13 protein-coding genes and 1 pseudogene are annotated in these 15,707 nt (G+C 69.6%); 9 read left to right on the top strand and 5 right to left on the bottom strand.

Going from position 1 to position 15,707, the window contains the following annotated elements:
* Positions 1-62: 62 nt before the first annotated feature.
* Together ACW62_RS21355 and ACW62_RS21350 are read left to right on the top strand one after the other, a co-directional pair.
* Positions 63-1,109, top strand: a pseudogene (locus ACW62_RS21355) (MFS transporter); the annotation flags it as partial.
* Between the two features lie 30 nt (positions 1,110-1,139).
* A complete protein-coding gene (locus tag ACW62_RS21350; RefSeq protein WP_053206129.1) occupies positions 1,140-2,057 on the top strand; it encodes an LLM class flavin-dependent oxidoreductase in 918 nt (305 codons plus the stop codon).
* A 46-nt stretch (positions 2,058-2,103) separates the two neighbouring features.
* Here the strand turns inward: ACW62_RS21350 and ACW62_RS21345 are convergent, their stop codons facing one another.
* The gene (locus ACW62_RS21345) at positions 2,104-3,522 is read right to left on the bottom strand and encodes a DHA2 family efflux MFS transporter permease subunit (RefSeq protein ID WP_053206128.1); all 1,419 of its coding nucleotides are present in this window, start codon (positions 3,520-3,522) and stop codon (positions 2,104-2,106) included.
* 71 nt (positions 3,523-3,593) lie between these two features.
* Here ACW62_RS21345 and ACW62_RS21340 point away from each other — a divergent pair, with 71 nt between their 5' ends.
* Positions 3,594-4,220, top strand: coding sequence for a TetR/AcrR family transcriptional regulator (locus tag ACW62_RS21340; RefSeq protein WP_053206127.1), 627 nt, complete (start codon positions 3,594-3,596; stop codon positions 4,218-4,220).
* On the opposite strand, the gene ACW62_RS21335 is transcribed toward ACW62_RS21340, so the two are convergent.
* Both ACW62_RS21335 and ACW62_RS21330 read right to left on the bottom strand, forming a co-directional pair.
* Complete coding sequence (locus tag ACW62_RS21335) at positions 4,205-5,719, bottom strand: SulP family inorganic anion transporter (protein WP_240477367.1); 1,515 nt, start codon at positions 5,717-5,719, stop codon at positions 4,205-4,207. The genes ACW62_RS21340 and ACW62_RS21335 overlap by 16 nt on opposite strands.
* A 693-nt stretch (positions 5,720-6,412) precedes the next feature.
* Positions 6,413-7,489, bottom strand: a complete 1,077-nt coding sequence (locus tag ACW62_RS21330) for a tyrosine-type recombinase/integrase (protein WP_053206126.1) — start codon at positions 7,487-7,489, stop codon at positions 6,413-6,415.
* Positions 7,490-7,587: 98 nt separating this feature from the next.
* Between ACW62_RS21330 and ACW62_RS21325 the strand changes: the two genes are divergently transcribed.
* A complete protein-coding gene (locus ACW62_RS21325) occupies positions 7,588-8,169 on the top strand; it encodes a dihydrofolate reductase family protein (protein ID WP_053206125.1) in 582 nt (193 codons plus the stop codon).
* A 33-nt stretch (positions 8,170-8,202) separates the two neighbouring features.
* On the opposite strand, the gene ACW62_RS21320 is transcribed toward ACW62_RS21325, so the two are convergent.
* Together ACW62_RS21320 and ACW62_RS21315 are read right to left on the bottom strand one after the other, a co-directional pair.
* The gene (locus tag ACW62_RS21320; protein ID WP_053206124.1) at positions 8,203-9,849 is read right to left on the bottom strand and encodes a nuclear transport factor 2 family protein; all 1,647 of its coding nucleotides are present in this window, start codon (positions 9,847-9,849) and stop codon (positions 8,203-8,205) included.
* Positions 9,850-9,949: 100 nt separating this feature from the next.
* The gene (locus tag ACW62_RS21315) at positions 9,950-10,576 is read right to left on the bottom strand and encodes a TetR/AcrR family transcriptional regulator (RefSeq protein ID WP_053206123.1); all 627 of its coding nucleotides are present in this window, start codon (positions 10,574-10,576) and stop codon (positions 9,950-9,952) included.
* 77 nt (positions 10,577-10,653) lie between these two features.
* Here ACW62_RS21315 and ACW62_RS21310 point away from each other — a divergent pair, with 77 nt between their 5' ends.
* Genes ACW62_RS21310 through ACW62_RS21290 form a run of 5 tightly spaced genes read left to right on the top strand, consistent with a single transcriptional unit; the run spans position 10,654 to position 15,671 of the window.
* Complete coding sequence (locus tag ACW62_RS21310; protein ID WP_205629506.1) at positions 10,654-11,739, top strand: cyclase family protein; 1,086 nt, start codon at positions 10,654-10,656, stop codon at positions 11,737-11,739.
* A gap of 12 nt (positions 11,740-11,751) precedes the next feature.
* A complete protein-coding gene (locus ACW62_RS21305; RefSeq protein ID WP_083460003.1) occupies positions 11,752-12,798 on the top strand; it encodes an ABC transporter permease subunit in 1,047 nt (348 codons plus the stop codon).
* 1 nt (position 12,799) lies between these two features.
* Complete coding sequence (locus tag ACW62_RS21300) at positions 12,800-13,684, top strand: ABC transporter permease (protein WP_053206121.1); 885 nt, start codon at positions 12,800-12,802, stop codon at positions 13,682-13,684.
* Entirely contained in the window at positions 13,681-14,742 is a 1,062-nt protein-coding gene (locus ACW62_RS21295) for an ABC transporter ATP-binding protein (protein ID WP_169792104.1), read from the top strand. Before ACW62_RS21300 ends, ACW62_RS21295 begins: the two co-directional genes overlap by 4 nt.
* Positions 14,739-15,671, top strand: coding sequence for an ATP-binding cassette domain-containing protein (locus ACW62_RS21290; RefSeq protein ID WP_053206120.1), 933 nt, complete (start codon positions 14,739-14,741; stop codon positions 15,669-15,671). The genes ACW62_RS21295 and ACW62_RS21290 overlap by 4 nt, the downstream gene beginning before the upstream one ends.
* The last annotated feature ends 36 nt before the right edge of the window (positions 15,672-15,707 follow it).

Here is a 15,707-nt window from a genome sequence, read left to right as displayed (position 1 = left end):
GACGTGCCATGACTTCATCCTCCAACTAATGAAGTCTCCGGACACCCCGGGGCGGTTCAGTCGGCCTGATGCTCGGGGGCGTGCTCACCGAGTACCTGGGTTGGCGCTCGGTGCTGTACGTCAACATCCCGCTCGCCCTGCTGGCCGCGCTCGGCGCCGTCTTCCTGCTGACCGAAGACCCGCATCGGGAGCGCGCACGGATGGACGTGACCGGAGCCGTGCTGGCCACAACTGGGCTGGTCGCGCTGGTCTACGGTTTCAGCTCGGCCGCTGTGCACGGCTGGGGCGCACCGGTCACGGCCGGCGCGCTCGGCGGTGGCGTCGCGCTCATGTCGGTGTTCATGGCGGTCGAGGCACATGTGTCCCGGCCGCTGCTGCCGCTCTCGATCATGGCGCATCGCAGCCGTGGTGGCGCGTACCTGGCGTTCATGCTGGTCATGGTGGCGATGTTCGGGATGTTCCTGCTCGTGTCCTTCTACCTGCAGACCGTCGCCGGCTTCACGGCGTTGCAGGCAGGCATGGCGTTCCTGCCGTTCGCCGCGGGCACGCTGATCGGCTCCATTCTGGTCGGGCACGCGATGACGCGAACACGGTCCGGTCTGCTGCTCGCCGCCGGGCTGCTGCTGGCGGCGGCCGGCATGGCCTGGCTGACCCGGCTCGGCGTCGACAGCGACTACCTGGGTCACGTCCTGCCCGCGCTGGTGCTGATCGGTCTCGGGCTCGGCGTCTTGTCGCCGGTCGCGGCGAACCTGGCCACATTCCAGGTCCCCGAACGCGACTCCGGTGTCGCCAGCGCGGTCTTCAACGCCTCCGAACAGGTCGGTGCGTCGGTCGGGCTCGCGGTTCTCAGCACGATCGCAGCCACCAGCACCGGCGCGTACCTGGCCGCGCACCCGGGCGACGGCGGCGCGGACCTCGCCGGGCTGGTCCACGGTTACGTGACGGCGACCGCCTGGGCCGCGGCCCTCCTGGGCGTCGTCGCGGTCGTCGTCGCGATTCTCGTCAACGCCCGGCCGGGGGACGCCACCGCCGGCCTCGAGCGCGGCGCGGCCTCGAGTTCAGCCGACGACCCGGCTGCGTCGCCGTCGCCTCTACTCGTCCACCACTGATCGACACCGAAACCACACAAGGAGCGCATCATGAAGTTCGGCCTCAGCCTTCCCACGTACGCGCCGCTCGGATCACCCCAGGCCATCGTGGAACTCGCCGAGGGCGCCGAGCGCGTCGGGCTCGCGTCACTGTGGACCATGGAACGGCTCCTGCGCCCTGTCGCTCCCGTGTCGCCCGGCCACGGCGTCCCGGCCGCAGTGCTCCCGCCGCTGTACGCGAGTGTCTACGATCCGCTCGAGACACTCAGTTACGTCGCGGCGAGGACCAGCCGGATCCGGCTCGGCACCAGCGTGCTCGACGCCCTGTTCCATCCACCGGTCGTGCTGGCCCGCCGCATCGCCACCCTCGACCAGCTCAGCGGCGGCCGCCTGGACATCGGCCTCGGCCAGGGGCTGATCCCGCAGGAGTTCGAGGCAGCCGGAATCCCGATGAGTCGCCGCGGCAACGGCTACGAAGAGCACATCGCCGCCATGCGCGCCGTATGGGCAGCCGACCCGGTGCGATTCGACGGACGCTTCTACCAGATCGCCGAATCGCAGATCGGGCCCAAGCCGGTGCAGCCCGGCGGGCCGCCCCTCCTGGGCGGTGCGGCGTTCCCGGCCGGAATCGAACGCATCGCCCGCATGGGCTTGGGGTTCAACGTCTCCGTCAACTCGCCCGACCTCGCCGATCTGGGCGACGCGATCGCGATGTTCCGGCAGGCCGCGCAGAACGCCGGCCGCGATCCCGGCACGCTGCCGGTCGTGGTCCGCGTCAACGGCTCGGTCACGGTGAAGCCGCCGGCCGGTGAACGCGCCCCGCTGACCGGATCGGTCACGCAGGTGGCCGACGACCTCGCGACACTGCACGCGCTCGACGTCGACCAGGTGTTCTGGCAGATGGACACCGAACCAGCTGATCAGCTCGAAGCGCTCGAGCAACTCCTCGCCCAGGTCGAATCCCGCTGAGGCAGGGTAGCGACCGGCGAGCTCGTGGCGCACGTCGACGATCTGCTCAGCGTCCTGACCGTCCCTCGTCCGCTCTGGGCCGTCCCCTGTGTCGCCGCCCTGCGTGAGCGGCGACGTCACGGGCGGCGGCGAGCGTGAGGGCGGACACCACGGCGAGAGCGGCGAAGCCCCAGCCGTATCCGTCGTCGCCGGTCGTCGCGGAGAGCAGGACCACCAGGCCGGCCGCGCCGATTGCGCCGCCGACGCGTTGGGCGATATTGACCAGCGTCGTGGCGTCACCGAGCTGATCGGCGGTGACGGCCGCGTAGGCCGCCGCGGTGGCCGGCAGCTGCGCCAACGCCAGCCCGATCCCTCGCAGCACGAGGACCACGACCGGCACACCGGCGGGCATCGATCCCACGGCCAGGAACGCCACGCTCGTGAGCAGGAGCATCGCGGCCCCGGCGGCGATCACGGGCCCGGCTCCATAACGGTCGGTCATCCGACCGCCCGCATACAGCGCTACCGCACTTCCCAGGCCCATGGCGAGCAGCATCAAGCCCGTCGCCGTCGTGTCCATGCCGGCGTCGAGCTGCAGGTACAGCGGCAGGAGCAGCAGCCCGCCGTACATGTTGGCTCCGGTGAGTCCGGTCGTGACGGTCGCCGCGGTGAAGCCCCGGTGGCGCAGGAGGCCGAGGTCGATGAGAGGACGGCGCGCGCCGGCGGCCGAACGCACGAAGCCCGCGGTCAGCGCCAACCCGAGGAGGACCGCCGCCAGAGGAACCGCGGTGGCTCGGGACACGCCGATCTCCGTGATGCCGTACAGGGCGAGGGGCAGGCCGGCGCCGAGCAACACCAGCCCGCGCCGGTCCAGCGTCCGGCCCGGATCGCCCCTCCCCGGCGGCACCAGGCCACGCGCGGCGACCAGCGCGACCACCCCGATCGGGACGTTGATCCAGAACAGCCACCGCCACGACGCCACGTCGAGCAGGAGCCCACCGAACGCCGGACCCAGCGCGGGCCCCAGGCTGACGACCACGCCGAGCGCACCCATCAACCGGCCCAGCTGATCCGGCCCGGCAACCGCCCCGATGACCGCCTGCCCGGCCGGGACCATGATCCCGGCGGCCAGTCCCTGCAGCAACCGTGCGGCGATCAGGACCGGCACCGCCGGGGCGAGCGCGCACAACGCCGAACCGACGACGAAGACTGCCAGCGCGGCCGCCCAGACGCGCCCGTATCCGTGCCGCACGCCCAGCCAGCCCGCGGCGGGCAGCGAGACGGCCAGAGCCACCAGGTACCCGGTGGCCACCCACTGCACGTCCGCAAGAGAGGCGTCGAACTCGACGCGGATCGACTCCACCGCGAGGTTGGCGACCGTGGAGTCGAGCATCGCCATGAACGCGCCGACACCGGTCACCGCGGCGATCCACCAGACGCGCGAGGGGATGCGGGTCGGGGGACTGCGACGGGGTTCTGGGCTCACCAGGTTCTCCGCTCGGCGCCGGACGGTTTATGATACCGATGTATCATAACGTGCAGGGGAGGAGCCCGGCCATGCCGCGAACCGTCGATCATGACCTGCGCCGCTCGCAGATCGCCGACGCACTCGTCAGGTTCGCCGCCCGTGAGGGCCTGCATGCGGTGACCATGCGTTCGGTCGCGGCCGAGGCGGGCGTCTCATTGCGCCTGGTGCAGTACTACTTCCACGACAAGGCGCAGCTGATGCACGGCGCGCTGGAACATCTGGAGCGGCGCAGCCATGAGCGATGGGCGGCACGCCTGGCACGGCTGCCCGCGCGTCCCTCGCTACGAGCGGTCCTCGAGTCTTTCGTCGCCGAGGCGTTGCCGACCGACGAGCCCAGCCGGGCCTTCCACCGCGTCTGGACCTCGTACGCCGTCCTGGCCATGACCGACCCCGACCTCGCCGCCCAGCCGTTCGTCGAGGGGCCGAACCGGCTCGAACGCCAGCTCACCGAGATTCTCCGGCAGGCACAAGCCGACGGCGAACTCCCTCCCGATCTCGACCCGCAGGCCGAGGCCACACGCCTGATCGCCCTCGGTCACGGCGTCGGCACCAGTGTCCTCGTCGGGCAACGCGACGCCGAGTCCGCGCAGCGGATCCTGAGCTATCACCTGGACTGGTTGCTCCGCAGGCCGGGCTCCGGTCACCGCTCCGATTGACGCGGCTCGGCGTGATCGCGGCGCCCCGGGTCAGTGGGCTGGTTGAGCTGTCCGGTGGTGCGTTGGTGCAGGAGGGCGCTGTGTGGGTTGAGGCCGACGAGTTCGGCGTCGATGCCGCGGGCGGCGAACTTCGCGACGACGGTGTCGAGGGTGGCGACGGCGGAGGTGTCCCAGACATGTGCGTCGGTCAGGTCGATGACGACGCGGCGTGCCGGGTCGGTGTAGTCGAAGGCGTGGACGAGCTCGTTGGTGGAGGCGAAGAACAACTCGCCGGTGATGGCGTAGACACGGATGTCGCCGTCGGGGTCCAGGACGCTGGACACGTCGACGAGGTGGGCGACCCGTCGGGCGAAGAAGACAGCGGCGAGCAGAACGCCGGCGACGACGCCGTAGGCGAGGTTGTGGGTGGCGACGACGATCGCGACGGTGGTGACCATGACGGCGGTCTCGCTGATCGGGGTCCGCTTCAGCGTGCTGGGCCGGATGCTTGACCAGTCGAACGTCGAGATGGACACCATCACCATCACCGCGACGAGCGCGCCCATCGGGATGACGGCGACCAGGTCGCCCAGAACGAGGATGAGAACCAGCAGCCCGATGCCGGAGGTGAGCGTCGACAGTCTGGTGCGCCCGCCGGACTTCATGTTGATGACCGACTGCCCGATCATGGCGCAGCCGGCCATACCGCCGAGGAACCCGGTGGCGATGTTCGCGATGCCCTGGCCGCGGGCTTCGCGGCCCTTGTCCGAGGTGGTGTCGGTGAAGTCGTCGACGATCTGGGCGGTGAGCAGGGACTCCAGGAGTCCGACGAAGGCCAGGGTCACGGCGAACGGCGCGATGATCGTCAACGTCTCCAGCGTGAGCGGCACCATCGGTACGCCGATGACGGGCAGGGCGTTCGGTAGCTCGCCCATGTCGCCGACGGTCGGGACGTTGACGCCGAAACTGGTCGCGGCGATGGCCAGAACGACGATCGCGACCAGCGGTGAGGGTACTGCCTTGGTGAGGCGCGGCAGCAGGTAGATGATCGTCAGGCCGGCTGCGACCAGCAGGTAGACTGGCCAGGACTCGCCGACGACGTGCGGCACCTGGGCCAGGAAGATCAGGATCGCCAGCGCGTTGACGAACCCGACCATGACGGTGCGGGGGACGAACCGCATCAGGCGGCCAACGCCGAGGGCGCCGAGCAGGATCTGGAGCGCGCCGGTGAGGATGGTGGCGGCGAACAGGTACTCCACACCGTGCTCGCGCACGAGGGGCACCATGACCAACGCCATCGCGCCGGTGGCGGCGGAGATCATTCCGGGCCGGCCGCCGGCGATCGAGATGATGATCGCGATCGAGAAGGACGCGTAGAGGCCGACCTTCGGGTCCACGCCGGCGATGATCGAGAACGCGATCGCCTCGGGTATGAGCGCCAGCGCCACGACGATGCCGGCGAGGACGTCGTTCTTGGGGTTGGAGAACCAGGCTCGGCGCAGCCGGGCCCACCAGCCCACTCGATCGATCTGATCGTCGGCGCTGCGGGGACTCGTGGGCAGGGCAGGCTCACGCGATGTAGGCAAGGAGATCCTTCGGTGCGGCACCTCGCGCAGGACAGGGTCTCGGGGCGCGTCGGTGCGAACGGTCAGCGGCGCTCACACGGCGGCGACAGCGGCGGCGCGCGCATCGGCACCCGGCATCGCCGGGACCGTGGGTGAGGTCGAGCGGGTGATGCGGCCGGCACGCTGGTGCCGGGTCGTGCCTACGTCGAGGGCGCGGTGAGCGTCACGCGCGGCACCATCCTACGTTGAGGCCCGCGCGGTCGCGCCCATGCCACCCCGGCGAACGCTATCGGCAGGTCCGGTGACGTCCACATCGAAATCCAGTACGGCGGATCACACCTCTGGGCCCGCGGCGCTGAACCTCGCCAGTCAACGCAGCGAGGACTCGCCGCCGGCGCGCCGTCTCGCAAAGGTGGTGGGCCATGGCTCGACCACCCGTCATGGTGGCGTCGTCGATGGCGCTGGCCTGTCCAGGCCTCCGATCATCACAGGTGGGCCGTCGTGCAAGGTCATGTGAGATCGGTGGGATGATCTTGCTGGTTGGGCCAGGCCAGAATGGGCGAACCTGGCTCAGTCGGGGCCTCGACCAGGGGAGATGCAATCTGAGTAGGTACCGAGCGTCTGGTTTCCTTCTTCACACCGAAGAGGTCACTGATTCGACCCAACGATCTGGGAGCTGGCCATGGTCGACATGATGCCCGCGAGTTCGCGGTCGCGCTCCCTCGAAGCGTGCCAGTAGATCTGTGCGGCCTGTGCCGTCTTGTGGCGCAGACGCGCCATCAATTCCGCCGGCGAAGCACCGGCGGCGGCCGCAAGCATCGATCCGAGGTGCCGAAGGTCGTGTGGGCGGATGTCCGAGCGGCCGATGCGCCTCTTCGCGGCGTTGAACACCTTGTGGAACGAGGATGCGGCCATGAACCCGCCCTGGCGCGCGGGGAACAGCAAATCGTCGGGTCCCAGATCGCGGATGTGCTCGTCGAGGTCGACCAAGATGTGCGGGGGGATGTCGACGTCAGCTTCCTCGTCACCCTTCGGTGTGTCCTCGTGCCATCCGCCGAAGGCGCGAGTCACGCCACGGTCGACGTGAAGGATGCCTCTGCAGCTGGCCTTGACGCATCGTTCACGGCTTGGCTTCTTGCACTGGTGGCGGAAGGCGACGTCGCGCTTACGGAGCGCCGCAAGCTCGCCGAATCGAGCAGCACACCAGGCGTAGGTCTCGACCATGAGCCGGTAGCGTTCCGGCAACGCGGCTACCAGCTGAGCGAGCTCATCGACTGACAGCAGAACGATCCGCCGCCGGCGTTTGGTCTGCCCTGCGCCGTCGATCGTCGGCACCGGAACGGCGAGCAGCTTGCGTTTGCGCGCAGTCACCAGGATCGATCGTGCGATCACATACACGTGAGCGTTGCGAGTCGGGTACTTCGGATCCAGCTTGTTGTACCAAGACTCGAAGGTCGCCTCGTCGGCTGCCTCGTCGAGCGGCATGTCTTCGAAGGTCGGCAGGATGAGCCGGTCGAGATACCCCTCGTAGAGCTGTCGGGTGCTCGGCTTGAGCGGCGTTCCGCGACGCGTGCGCCGAGTCGCGAGCCAGTCCGTCGCGAAGGGGCCGTACTTCGTCACATCGACCTTGGCGCGCTTGGACGGGGGATTCCATCGGTCAGCCTCGATCTCGCGGCGGACCCAGGTCAGGTAGTCACCAGCTTGCTTCTCGGTCGAGAACGTCATCGGGCCGCCGTCACTCGACCTGCGAGCTGTGTGCCAGGTGCAGGTGAGCCGCCTGTACACGCTAATTTGGGGGGTACCCCGAAGCAGAGGAGAGCGCCGTGGGCAAGGTGGTCATGTACAGCTCGGTGTCGGTGGACGGCTTCGTCGCGGACGAGAACGACCAGCCCGGACCGCTGTTCGACTGGTTGTCCAGCGGTGACGTCCCGTTGGACGAGAGCGGCGAGGTGAAGGTGTCGCAGACGTCCTACGACTACACCCGGCCGTACTGGGACCAGATCGGGGTGACAGTCGTCGGTCGCCACGTCTTCGACCTGACGGACGGCTGGGACGGGAAGCCTCCGGGCGGGATCGACCACGTGGTCGTCGTGACGCACCGGCCGCAGCCCGAGGGCTGGGATCCCGAGGCGCCGTTTCACTTCGTCGACGGCGTCGAGGCAGCCGTGGCCAAGGCACAGGAGCTTGCGGGTGACCGCATCGTCGAGGTCGCCGCTGGCGATGTCGGTGGCCAGGTGCTTGCCGCGGGCCTGGTCGACGAGGTGCGCATGGACGTCGTGCCCGTCGTGTTCGGGTCCGGCAAGCGCTACTTCGGGCCGGTCGACGCGCAGCACCTGCTGGCGGATCCTGACGTGGTGATTCAGGGCAACCGGGTGCTTCACCTGCGCTATCGGGTGCGCCGTTGACGCTGTGACTTGGGGCGCGTCTGCCGGTGGAACCTACCCGTCGAGTCGCGAGATCAGGTCGGAGAGGGTCCCGTACGCCCGGGCCGACGCCACGTGGTCGACGTGGTCACGCGACTCGACGATGCGCCCGTCGACGACCCGGACGATGAAGACACAGCGCGTGTCCAATCGTCTGCCGGCCACGTCGCCGACGTAGCGGAACTCCGCGACGACAACCTCGGGGTCCGTGGTCTGGTGCACCACCAGGTCAGCCACCTCCGACTTCGCCGGCTCGGCACCGGCGGCTCGGGCGAAGTGTTCACGCAGGGCTTCTCGACCCAGGAGCGGTACGTCCCGCTCGAAGGGGTGGAAGGGGTGACTGACGTGGGCGTCCGACGAGTACAGCGACGCGAGGGCTTCCACCTGGGAGCTGTCGCCGTTACGTAGGGCGGTGACTCGTCGCACGAGCTCCGTGACCGTCTCGGCGGGGGAGCGGCGCCCGGGCTCCAGGTCGGCTCCGTGCAGCGCACTGGTCACGCTGTCCCCTCCAGGACGTCCGGCGACCTCGTGCACCCAATCGTGCAACGCGTGGATGGCGACGTCGATCTGATCGAGTTGGCAGTGCTCCGCGCCAGGCTGGTCCGAGCGGATCACGACGAGCCGCCGGTCAGATGATCCTTCGGCGCCCTGGTAGACCCGCTCGGCGACGGTGACCGGGATCTGACGGTCGTTCTCTCCGTGAAGGACCAGCAGCGGCATCTCGATGCGGCCGACCGCCTCCTCGAGTGTGAAGTCCTCGAGCTTGGCCAGGGCCTCCGCGCGCGTCTGGACCCCGAGCACCCAGACGGGCACTTGCCACGGCACCGAGGTCGGCGGCTGCTCGCCCCGATCGAGTGCCTCGAAGCGAGCGGCCCAGGTGTCGTGGTAGTTCCAGATGGCGCCCCAGACCCCGCAGAAGGCGAGGCGCGGCTCGTAGGCGGCGGCGCGGGCGGCGTAGTACCCGCCCGCGCTCAGCGCGATCAGACCGGTGCGTTCCATCGGAACGTCGCCGCGGGCGGCCAGGTAGTCCAGGCAGGCTGCGGCGGGTCGCTCGGTGTCAGCGTCGAGGAAGAGGCTGCGCAGCCTCAGGGCCTCGCCGATGCCCGGGTGATCGACGATGAGCATGCTGACCTTGCGCGCTGCGAGCTCCCGGCGGTTCATCAAGAAGATGAGTTCCTTGGTGACGTCGAGGCCGTCGAAGTGGATGATGCAAGGCGCCCCCGGGTCGGCGGCCGGGACGAAGACGGCGGGTAGTGCGTGGTCCTCGAACGGCACGTCGACGAGCTCGGCCGTCGGCCATGCCTCGGCCAACGCCGCCTGGAAACAGTCCAGGCTCGTGCGGTAGGCGTCCTGAGCCTCCGGTCCCTTGACGGCCACCTGCCGTTCGGCCAGCTGGAAGTAGGCCGCTGCGCGGAACCATGCCTCAGCCGCGCGGTGGCCGTGCCCCGCTGCGGCCGCTGCGTCACCCAGGGCCCTGGCTCGCTGCGCGCCGTCGATCCACGCCGTGAGCCACTCGCTGTCGGCAGCGGCGAAGTCCCGCGCGCGGGAGGCGTCGGCAAGTCCTCGGCACATGCGGTCCATCTCGCTCAGGTCCCCACCGACGGCGGAGCCCATCATGAACGTCAGCGACCACCCGTAGTTGTCTGGGAAGTACTCGAACACGGCAAGCCTTTCTGAGCGGATCGAAAAGCGGGGGAGCGAGCGAGTGGAGTAACCCCGAGACGGTCGACGTGGGGTGGGAGCGGTCCGGGCCGGCCGTGGATCAGGTGCACCGGAGGTGCTTGAGGATCTCCTCGGCGAACTGGTCCGTGACCGGCTGGCGGCTGATCAGGATGCGGTAGAAGACCGCCCCTGCCCACAGGTCCAAGGTCAGCTCGGCGTCGGTGTCCGGCGCGAGCAGGCCCTCGTCGATCGCTCGGCGGATGACGGCCGCCGACGCGGCCCGCCGGGGCTTGAGGAAGCCTTCGTAGAAGGCGCGGTACCCGGCTGCGTCGTGGGCCAGGTCAGCCACCAGGGCCGGCAGCGCGATTCCGCCGAGACTCCCGCCGAAGTTGTCGATGGTCGTCTGGATCGCGGCCAGCAGGTCGCGCTCCACGTCATCGGTCTCGGGCGCCATGTCGTGGTCCAGGCTGCTCGCGATCGCCTCGGCGACCAGAGAGGGCTTGGACGGCCACCAGCGGTAGATCGTCGCCTTGCTGACGCCCGCTGCCTGAGCGACGCCCTCGATCGTCAGTTCGTAGTACCCGACGCGCTCCAGTTCCGCGACGGTGCAGTCGACGATGCGCTTGTGCGAGCGCGCACTGCGCTTGCGGCCTGGCTGTCCGGCGCGCGGACCGGCCTCGGGGGCACCGATGGTCGAGGCCTGGCCGGTGGTGGCAGCGGGGGTCATGTGGCTCTCTTTCGTGGGATGTCGATACCAATAATAAAACGGTACGTTTCGTATTGACAAGAGGCGGGGCCAGCACGATGCTTCTCGGCATGCGGCATGCAGACGATGTTCCCGACACGTCCGTCGGCGAGACCCTTGCTGACGCTGAGACGGCCGCCCCCGACTTGCTCGGCGGTGCCGGCACACCCGCTCCGGCCGAGATCCCGTCCACGGCGCGCGTCTCGCACTCGTGGGAGGACCTCGAGCTGCTGCTGGCCCAGCACAGCAACTGGGGCCGGTGGGGTGCCGAGGACCAGCGCGGCACGCTCAACCACATCGAGAAGGCGACGGTTGCCTCGGCTGCGCGCCTCGTGCGCAAGGGGAAGTGCTTCTCCCTCCAGCTGCCGCTGGACGGGCACGGTCCCCAGACAGGTGCGTTCGGCCGGGTCAACCCCATCCACCAGATGGTGGCCACGGGCACCGATCACGTCGCTGAGGCTCAGGGCTATCCCCGGGGGTGGGGTTTCGCGGATGACTCGCTGTACCTCTTCCTGCAAGGCGGGACCCAGTGGGACGCCTTGGCGCACATCTTCCACCGTGGCCAGATGTACAACGGCTTCCCGGCGAGCGAGGTGTCGAGTGCCGGCGCCGCCCGCAACGGGATCGAGAACGTCAGGACCTTCGCCACCCGGGGGGTCCTCCTCGACGTCCCTCGCGCCATCGGGCGGGAGCGCCTCGATCCGGGCGAGGCCATCACCGGCGAGCTGCTGGACTTCACCTGCGCCCGGCAGTCGGTCAGCGTCCAGCGTGGTGACATGGTGCTCATCCGCACCGGCGACATGGCGGCGCGGCGTGATCAGCCTGGTTGGGCCGGGTACGCCGCTGGAGACGCACCAGGTCTGGCCCTCTCGACGGCCGGCTGGATCGCAGATCACGAGATCGCCGGCCTGGCCACCGACACGTGGGGCGCCGAGGTCAGACCCAACGAGATCGAGGGATCGTTCCAGCCGCTCCACCTGGTCATGATCGTCCAGATGGGCCTGCTGGTCGGAGAGATCTGGTACCTGGACGAGCTCGCTCGCGACTGTGCGGAGGACGACACCTACGAGTTCCTCCTGGTCTCCCCGGCACTCCACATTCCGGGCGCGGTCGGCTCACCCATCAATCCACAGGCACTCAAGTGAGGGCATCGGCTCATGAGTGAGAGCGTGGAACTGCCGGCCGGACTCCCGGCTGACGCATCACCCGGGCGTCCTCAGACGGGACGCCGGCTCGCGTGGCGGCGTCGCCACCCGGTGCTGCTCTTCGCCATGCGCCGGTGCCTGGTCACGATCCCCATCCTGGCCGTGATGACGTTGTTCGTCTTCATGCTGGTGCACCTCGTCCCCGGAGACCCGGTCACGACGATGCTCGGCCCGCACGCCACCGAGGAGAACATCGCGGCCACGCGGCTGCAGATGGGTCTGGACCGTCCGCTGCACACGCAGTACGTCGAGTGGATCACCGGCCTCGTGCACGGCGATCTCGGCACCGACCTGCTCCGGAACACTCCCGTCTCCCAGCTGCTGATGAACCATCTTCCCGTCACCCTCGAGCTCGCCATCCTCGCCAGCCTGATCGGCGTGACCGTCGGTGTCTCGCTGGGGCTGCTCGCGGCATCCAGGCCCGGCCTGTTGCGCAGGATGACGCTCGGCCTGTCCACGATCGGTCTGTCCATCCCCTACTTCTGGCTCGGGCTGATGCTCGCGCTCGTCTTCGGCGGCCTTCTCCAGGTGCTCCCGTCCTCCGGCTACGTCGCCTTCACCGATGACCCGGTCGAGCACTTCCGGCACCTGATCCTCCCGGTGCTCGCCCTCGGCCTGGGCCAGGCCGCCTACCTGACGAAGGTGACCCAGGGCATCGTGGAGGCGTTCCTCAACTCCCCGCCCTCGGACTTCCTCCGGGCCAAGGGCCTCACCAGGGGCCAGATCCTGTTCAAGCACAGCCTCAGGCAGGCCTCCGCGCCGATCGTCACGATCATCGGCATCGATCTGGGCACCCTGCTCGGCGGAGCCATCATCACCGAGACCATCTTCGGGCTACCCGGATTGGGGAACCTCGTGGTCACCGCGATCGCCCAACGCAACTACACCGTCGTCCAGGGCACGATCCTGGTCATCTCGACGATCTTCGTCCTGACCGTCCTGCTCACCGACATCATCGTCGCCCGCCTCGACCCCCGAGCCCTCGAGGGGAGGTCCTGACGTGGCCGAGGTCATCGACGTCGCCGGCACCGTCCCAGCCGGCATCCGCACCACACCACGACGACGGTCCGGGGGCGCGGGACCAGGGGGCCGCGCCGGCATCATCGGCCTCACCATCCTGGCCCTGTTCGTCCTCCTGACGGTCCTGGCCCCTTGGATCTCGCCCTACGGACCGAGCGAGATCGACGGCGACCAGGTCCTGGGCGGTCCGTCCGCAGAGCACCTGCTCGGGAACGACGAGCTCGGGCGTGACGTGTTGACGCGGCTGCTGTACTCGTACCGCGTCTCCTTCGTCATCGCGGTCGCCTCCGTGGCGTTCTCGCTGCCCCTCGGCGTGCTGCTGGGGACGCTGGCGGGCTACTTCGGCCGCGTCGTCGACAACGTGATCATGCGCCCCATCGAGATGCTGATGGCGTTCCCGGCGCTGTTGCTGTCCTTGGCGATGATCAGCATCCTCGGCAGCGGTGTCGCGGTGACCGTGGCTGCCATCACCGTCATCTACCTGCCCGTCTTCGCCCGCATCGCCCGGGCCTCCACCCAGGTCGTCGCCAACGAGCTCTACATCCAGGCTGCCCGCACGCGCGGCACGTCGACCGCTGCGATCCTTACTCGCCACGTCATCCCGAACGCGCTGGCTCCTTGCATCGTCCAGGCCGCGATCGCTGCTGCCTGGGCGATCCAGATCGAGGCCGCGCTGAGCTTCCTCGGGCTGGGTGTCCAGCCGCCCACCCCCTCCCTGGGCACGATGCTCGCGCAGGGACAGGGCTTCCTGACCCAGGCTCCATGGATCGGGATCTTCCCCGGCTTGTCGCTCGCGCTCACCGTGCTCGCGTTCAACCTCATCGGCGACTGGCTGCGCGCCCGCCTCGAGAACGGCACAGCATGATGTCCGCCGCCCAGACCAGCCGCACGCCCGTGCTGAGTGTCGAGGACCTCAGCGTCGAGTACGTCACCGCCGGCGCCGCCTACCCGGCGCTGTCCGGCGTGACGCTCGAGCTGGCCCCGGGCGAGTTCCTGGGGGTCGTGGGCGAGTCCGGCTGCGGCAAGTCGACCTTGGCCGCCGCGGCGCTCGGCCTCCTGCCGGCCAACGCCGACAGCCGCGGGAGCATCCGGTTCGACGGGGAGCCGCTCGCGGGGATGAGCAGCACCCGACTCCGCGAGCTTCGAGGCGGCGACGTGGGCCTCATCCCTCAGGACCCGCTCGCCTCGCTCGACCCGACGTTCTCGGTCGGTTCGCAGATCGTCGAGACACTCCGTGCACATCAGCGCATCGCGCGCCGCGCCGCCAAGGCGCGGGCCGTCGAGCTGATGGACACCGTCGGGATCGATCGCCCGGCGGAGCGGTTCGGCCAACCGCCGCGCGCCTTCAGCGGCGGTATGCGGCAGCGCATCGCCATCGCCATCGCCGTCGCCAACACCCCCAGGCTCCTCATCGCCGACGAGCCGACGACCGCCCTCGACGTCACCGTCCAGGCCCAGGTCCTCCGCCTCCTGACCCGACTGGCGAAGGACAGGAACATGGCAGTGCTGTTCATCAGTCACGACCTGCACGTCGTCACCCAGCTCTGCGACCGGGTGGCGGTCCTCTACGCCGGGAAGCTGTCGGAAGTCGGGCCCGCGCGTGACGTCATGGACCATCCGGCGCACCCCTACACCGCGGCGCTGCTCGCCTCGATCCCCCAGGGCAGGACGACGGGCCGGCTCCCCAGCATCCCCGGGGAGATCGGCCAGGCGGCCCTGCTGCCCGGCTGCAGGTTCGCACCCCGGTGCGCCCACCGCATGCCCGTGTGCGACACCGAGCCGCCCCTGGCGGCCAGGGATCGCGGCGGGGTGGCCGCCTGCTGGCTCGCGGCGAGCTCCGCGCCGGCGACCCTGGCCGAGGCCGGGCCGGTGGCCGCCTCCCGGCGCGACGTCCAGTCCGGCGGGCGGAAGGACGTCCCATGACGACATCGAAGAGGGCCCTTCCCGTCCCCGCACCTGAACAGGACATTCGCCCTGGCGACGTTCCGTCCGGGCCCGGCGATCGAGGGGCGCGGCCGTCGGAGGCGTTCGAGCTCGAGCTCCGCAACGTCAGCCAGATCTACCGTGGCGGTTCGCTCGCGGCGAGTCCGGAGACCCGCGCCGTCGACGACGTCTCCCTCGGTGTGCGCCCCGGCGAGGTGCTGGCGGTGGTCGGGGAGTCGGGGTCGGGCAAGACCACCCTGACCAGGCTCCTGCTGGGGCTGGAGCAGCCCACGAGCGGGCAGGTGCTGTTCCGCGGCCGACCGCTCGACCTCCGCGGCCGAGCCACCGAGCGCGCGTTCCGCCGCGAGGTCCAGGGAATCTTCCAGGACCCCTTCAGCTCGCTCGACCCGCGGTGGACCGTCGCTCGCTCGGTCAGTGAGGCCATGGTGGCGCTCCGGACCCGTTCCCGCGCAGACCGCGGGTCCGCGGTGGCCGAGCTGATGGGCAAGGTCGGCCTTCCCGAAGCGCTTGCCGATCGCAAGCCTCGCAACCTGTCCGGCGGTCAGCGGCAGAGGGTGGCGATCGCGGCCGCCCTGGCGCCCAACCCGTCGGTGCTCGTCGCTGACGAGCCGGTCACATCCCTCGATGTCTCCATCCAGGCGCAGATCCTCAACCTGCTCCACGGCCTCAAGACCACCAACGGTCTCACGATGGTCTTCGTCTCGCACGACCTGACGGTCGTCCAGCACATCAGTGACCGCGTCGTGGTGATGCGTTCGGGACGCGTCGTCGAGACAGGGACGACCCACCGGCTGTTCGAGGCGCCGAAGCACCCGTACACCCAGGCTCTGCTCGCCGCGTCCCCGGCGCTCAACTCGCACGCACTCACGACCCGAGAGCTGCTCAGCGGTGACCGCCGGCCCAGCTAGACCGCCGGACCGATTCTCGGAGTCTCGGACGTTCCA

The sequence above is a fragment of the Jiangella muralis genome, assembly GCF_001270745.1.
In the GTDB taxonomy this organism is placed as follows: Bacteria; Actinomycetota; Actinomycetes; order Jiangellales; family Jiangellaceae; genus Jiangella; species Jiangella muralis.
This window is presented reverse-complemented; position numbering and strand designations above follow the sequence as displayed.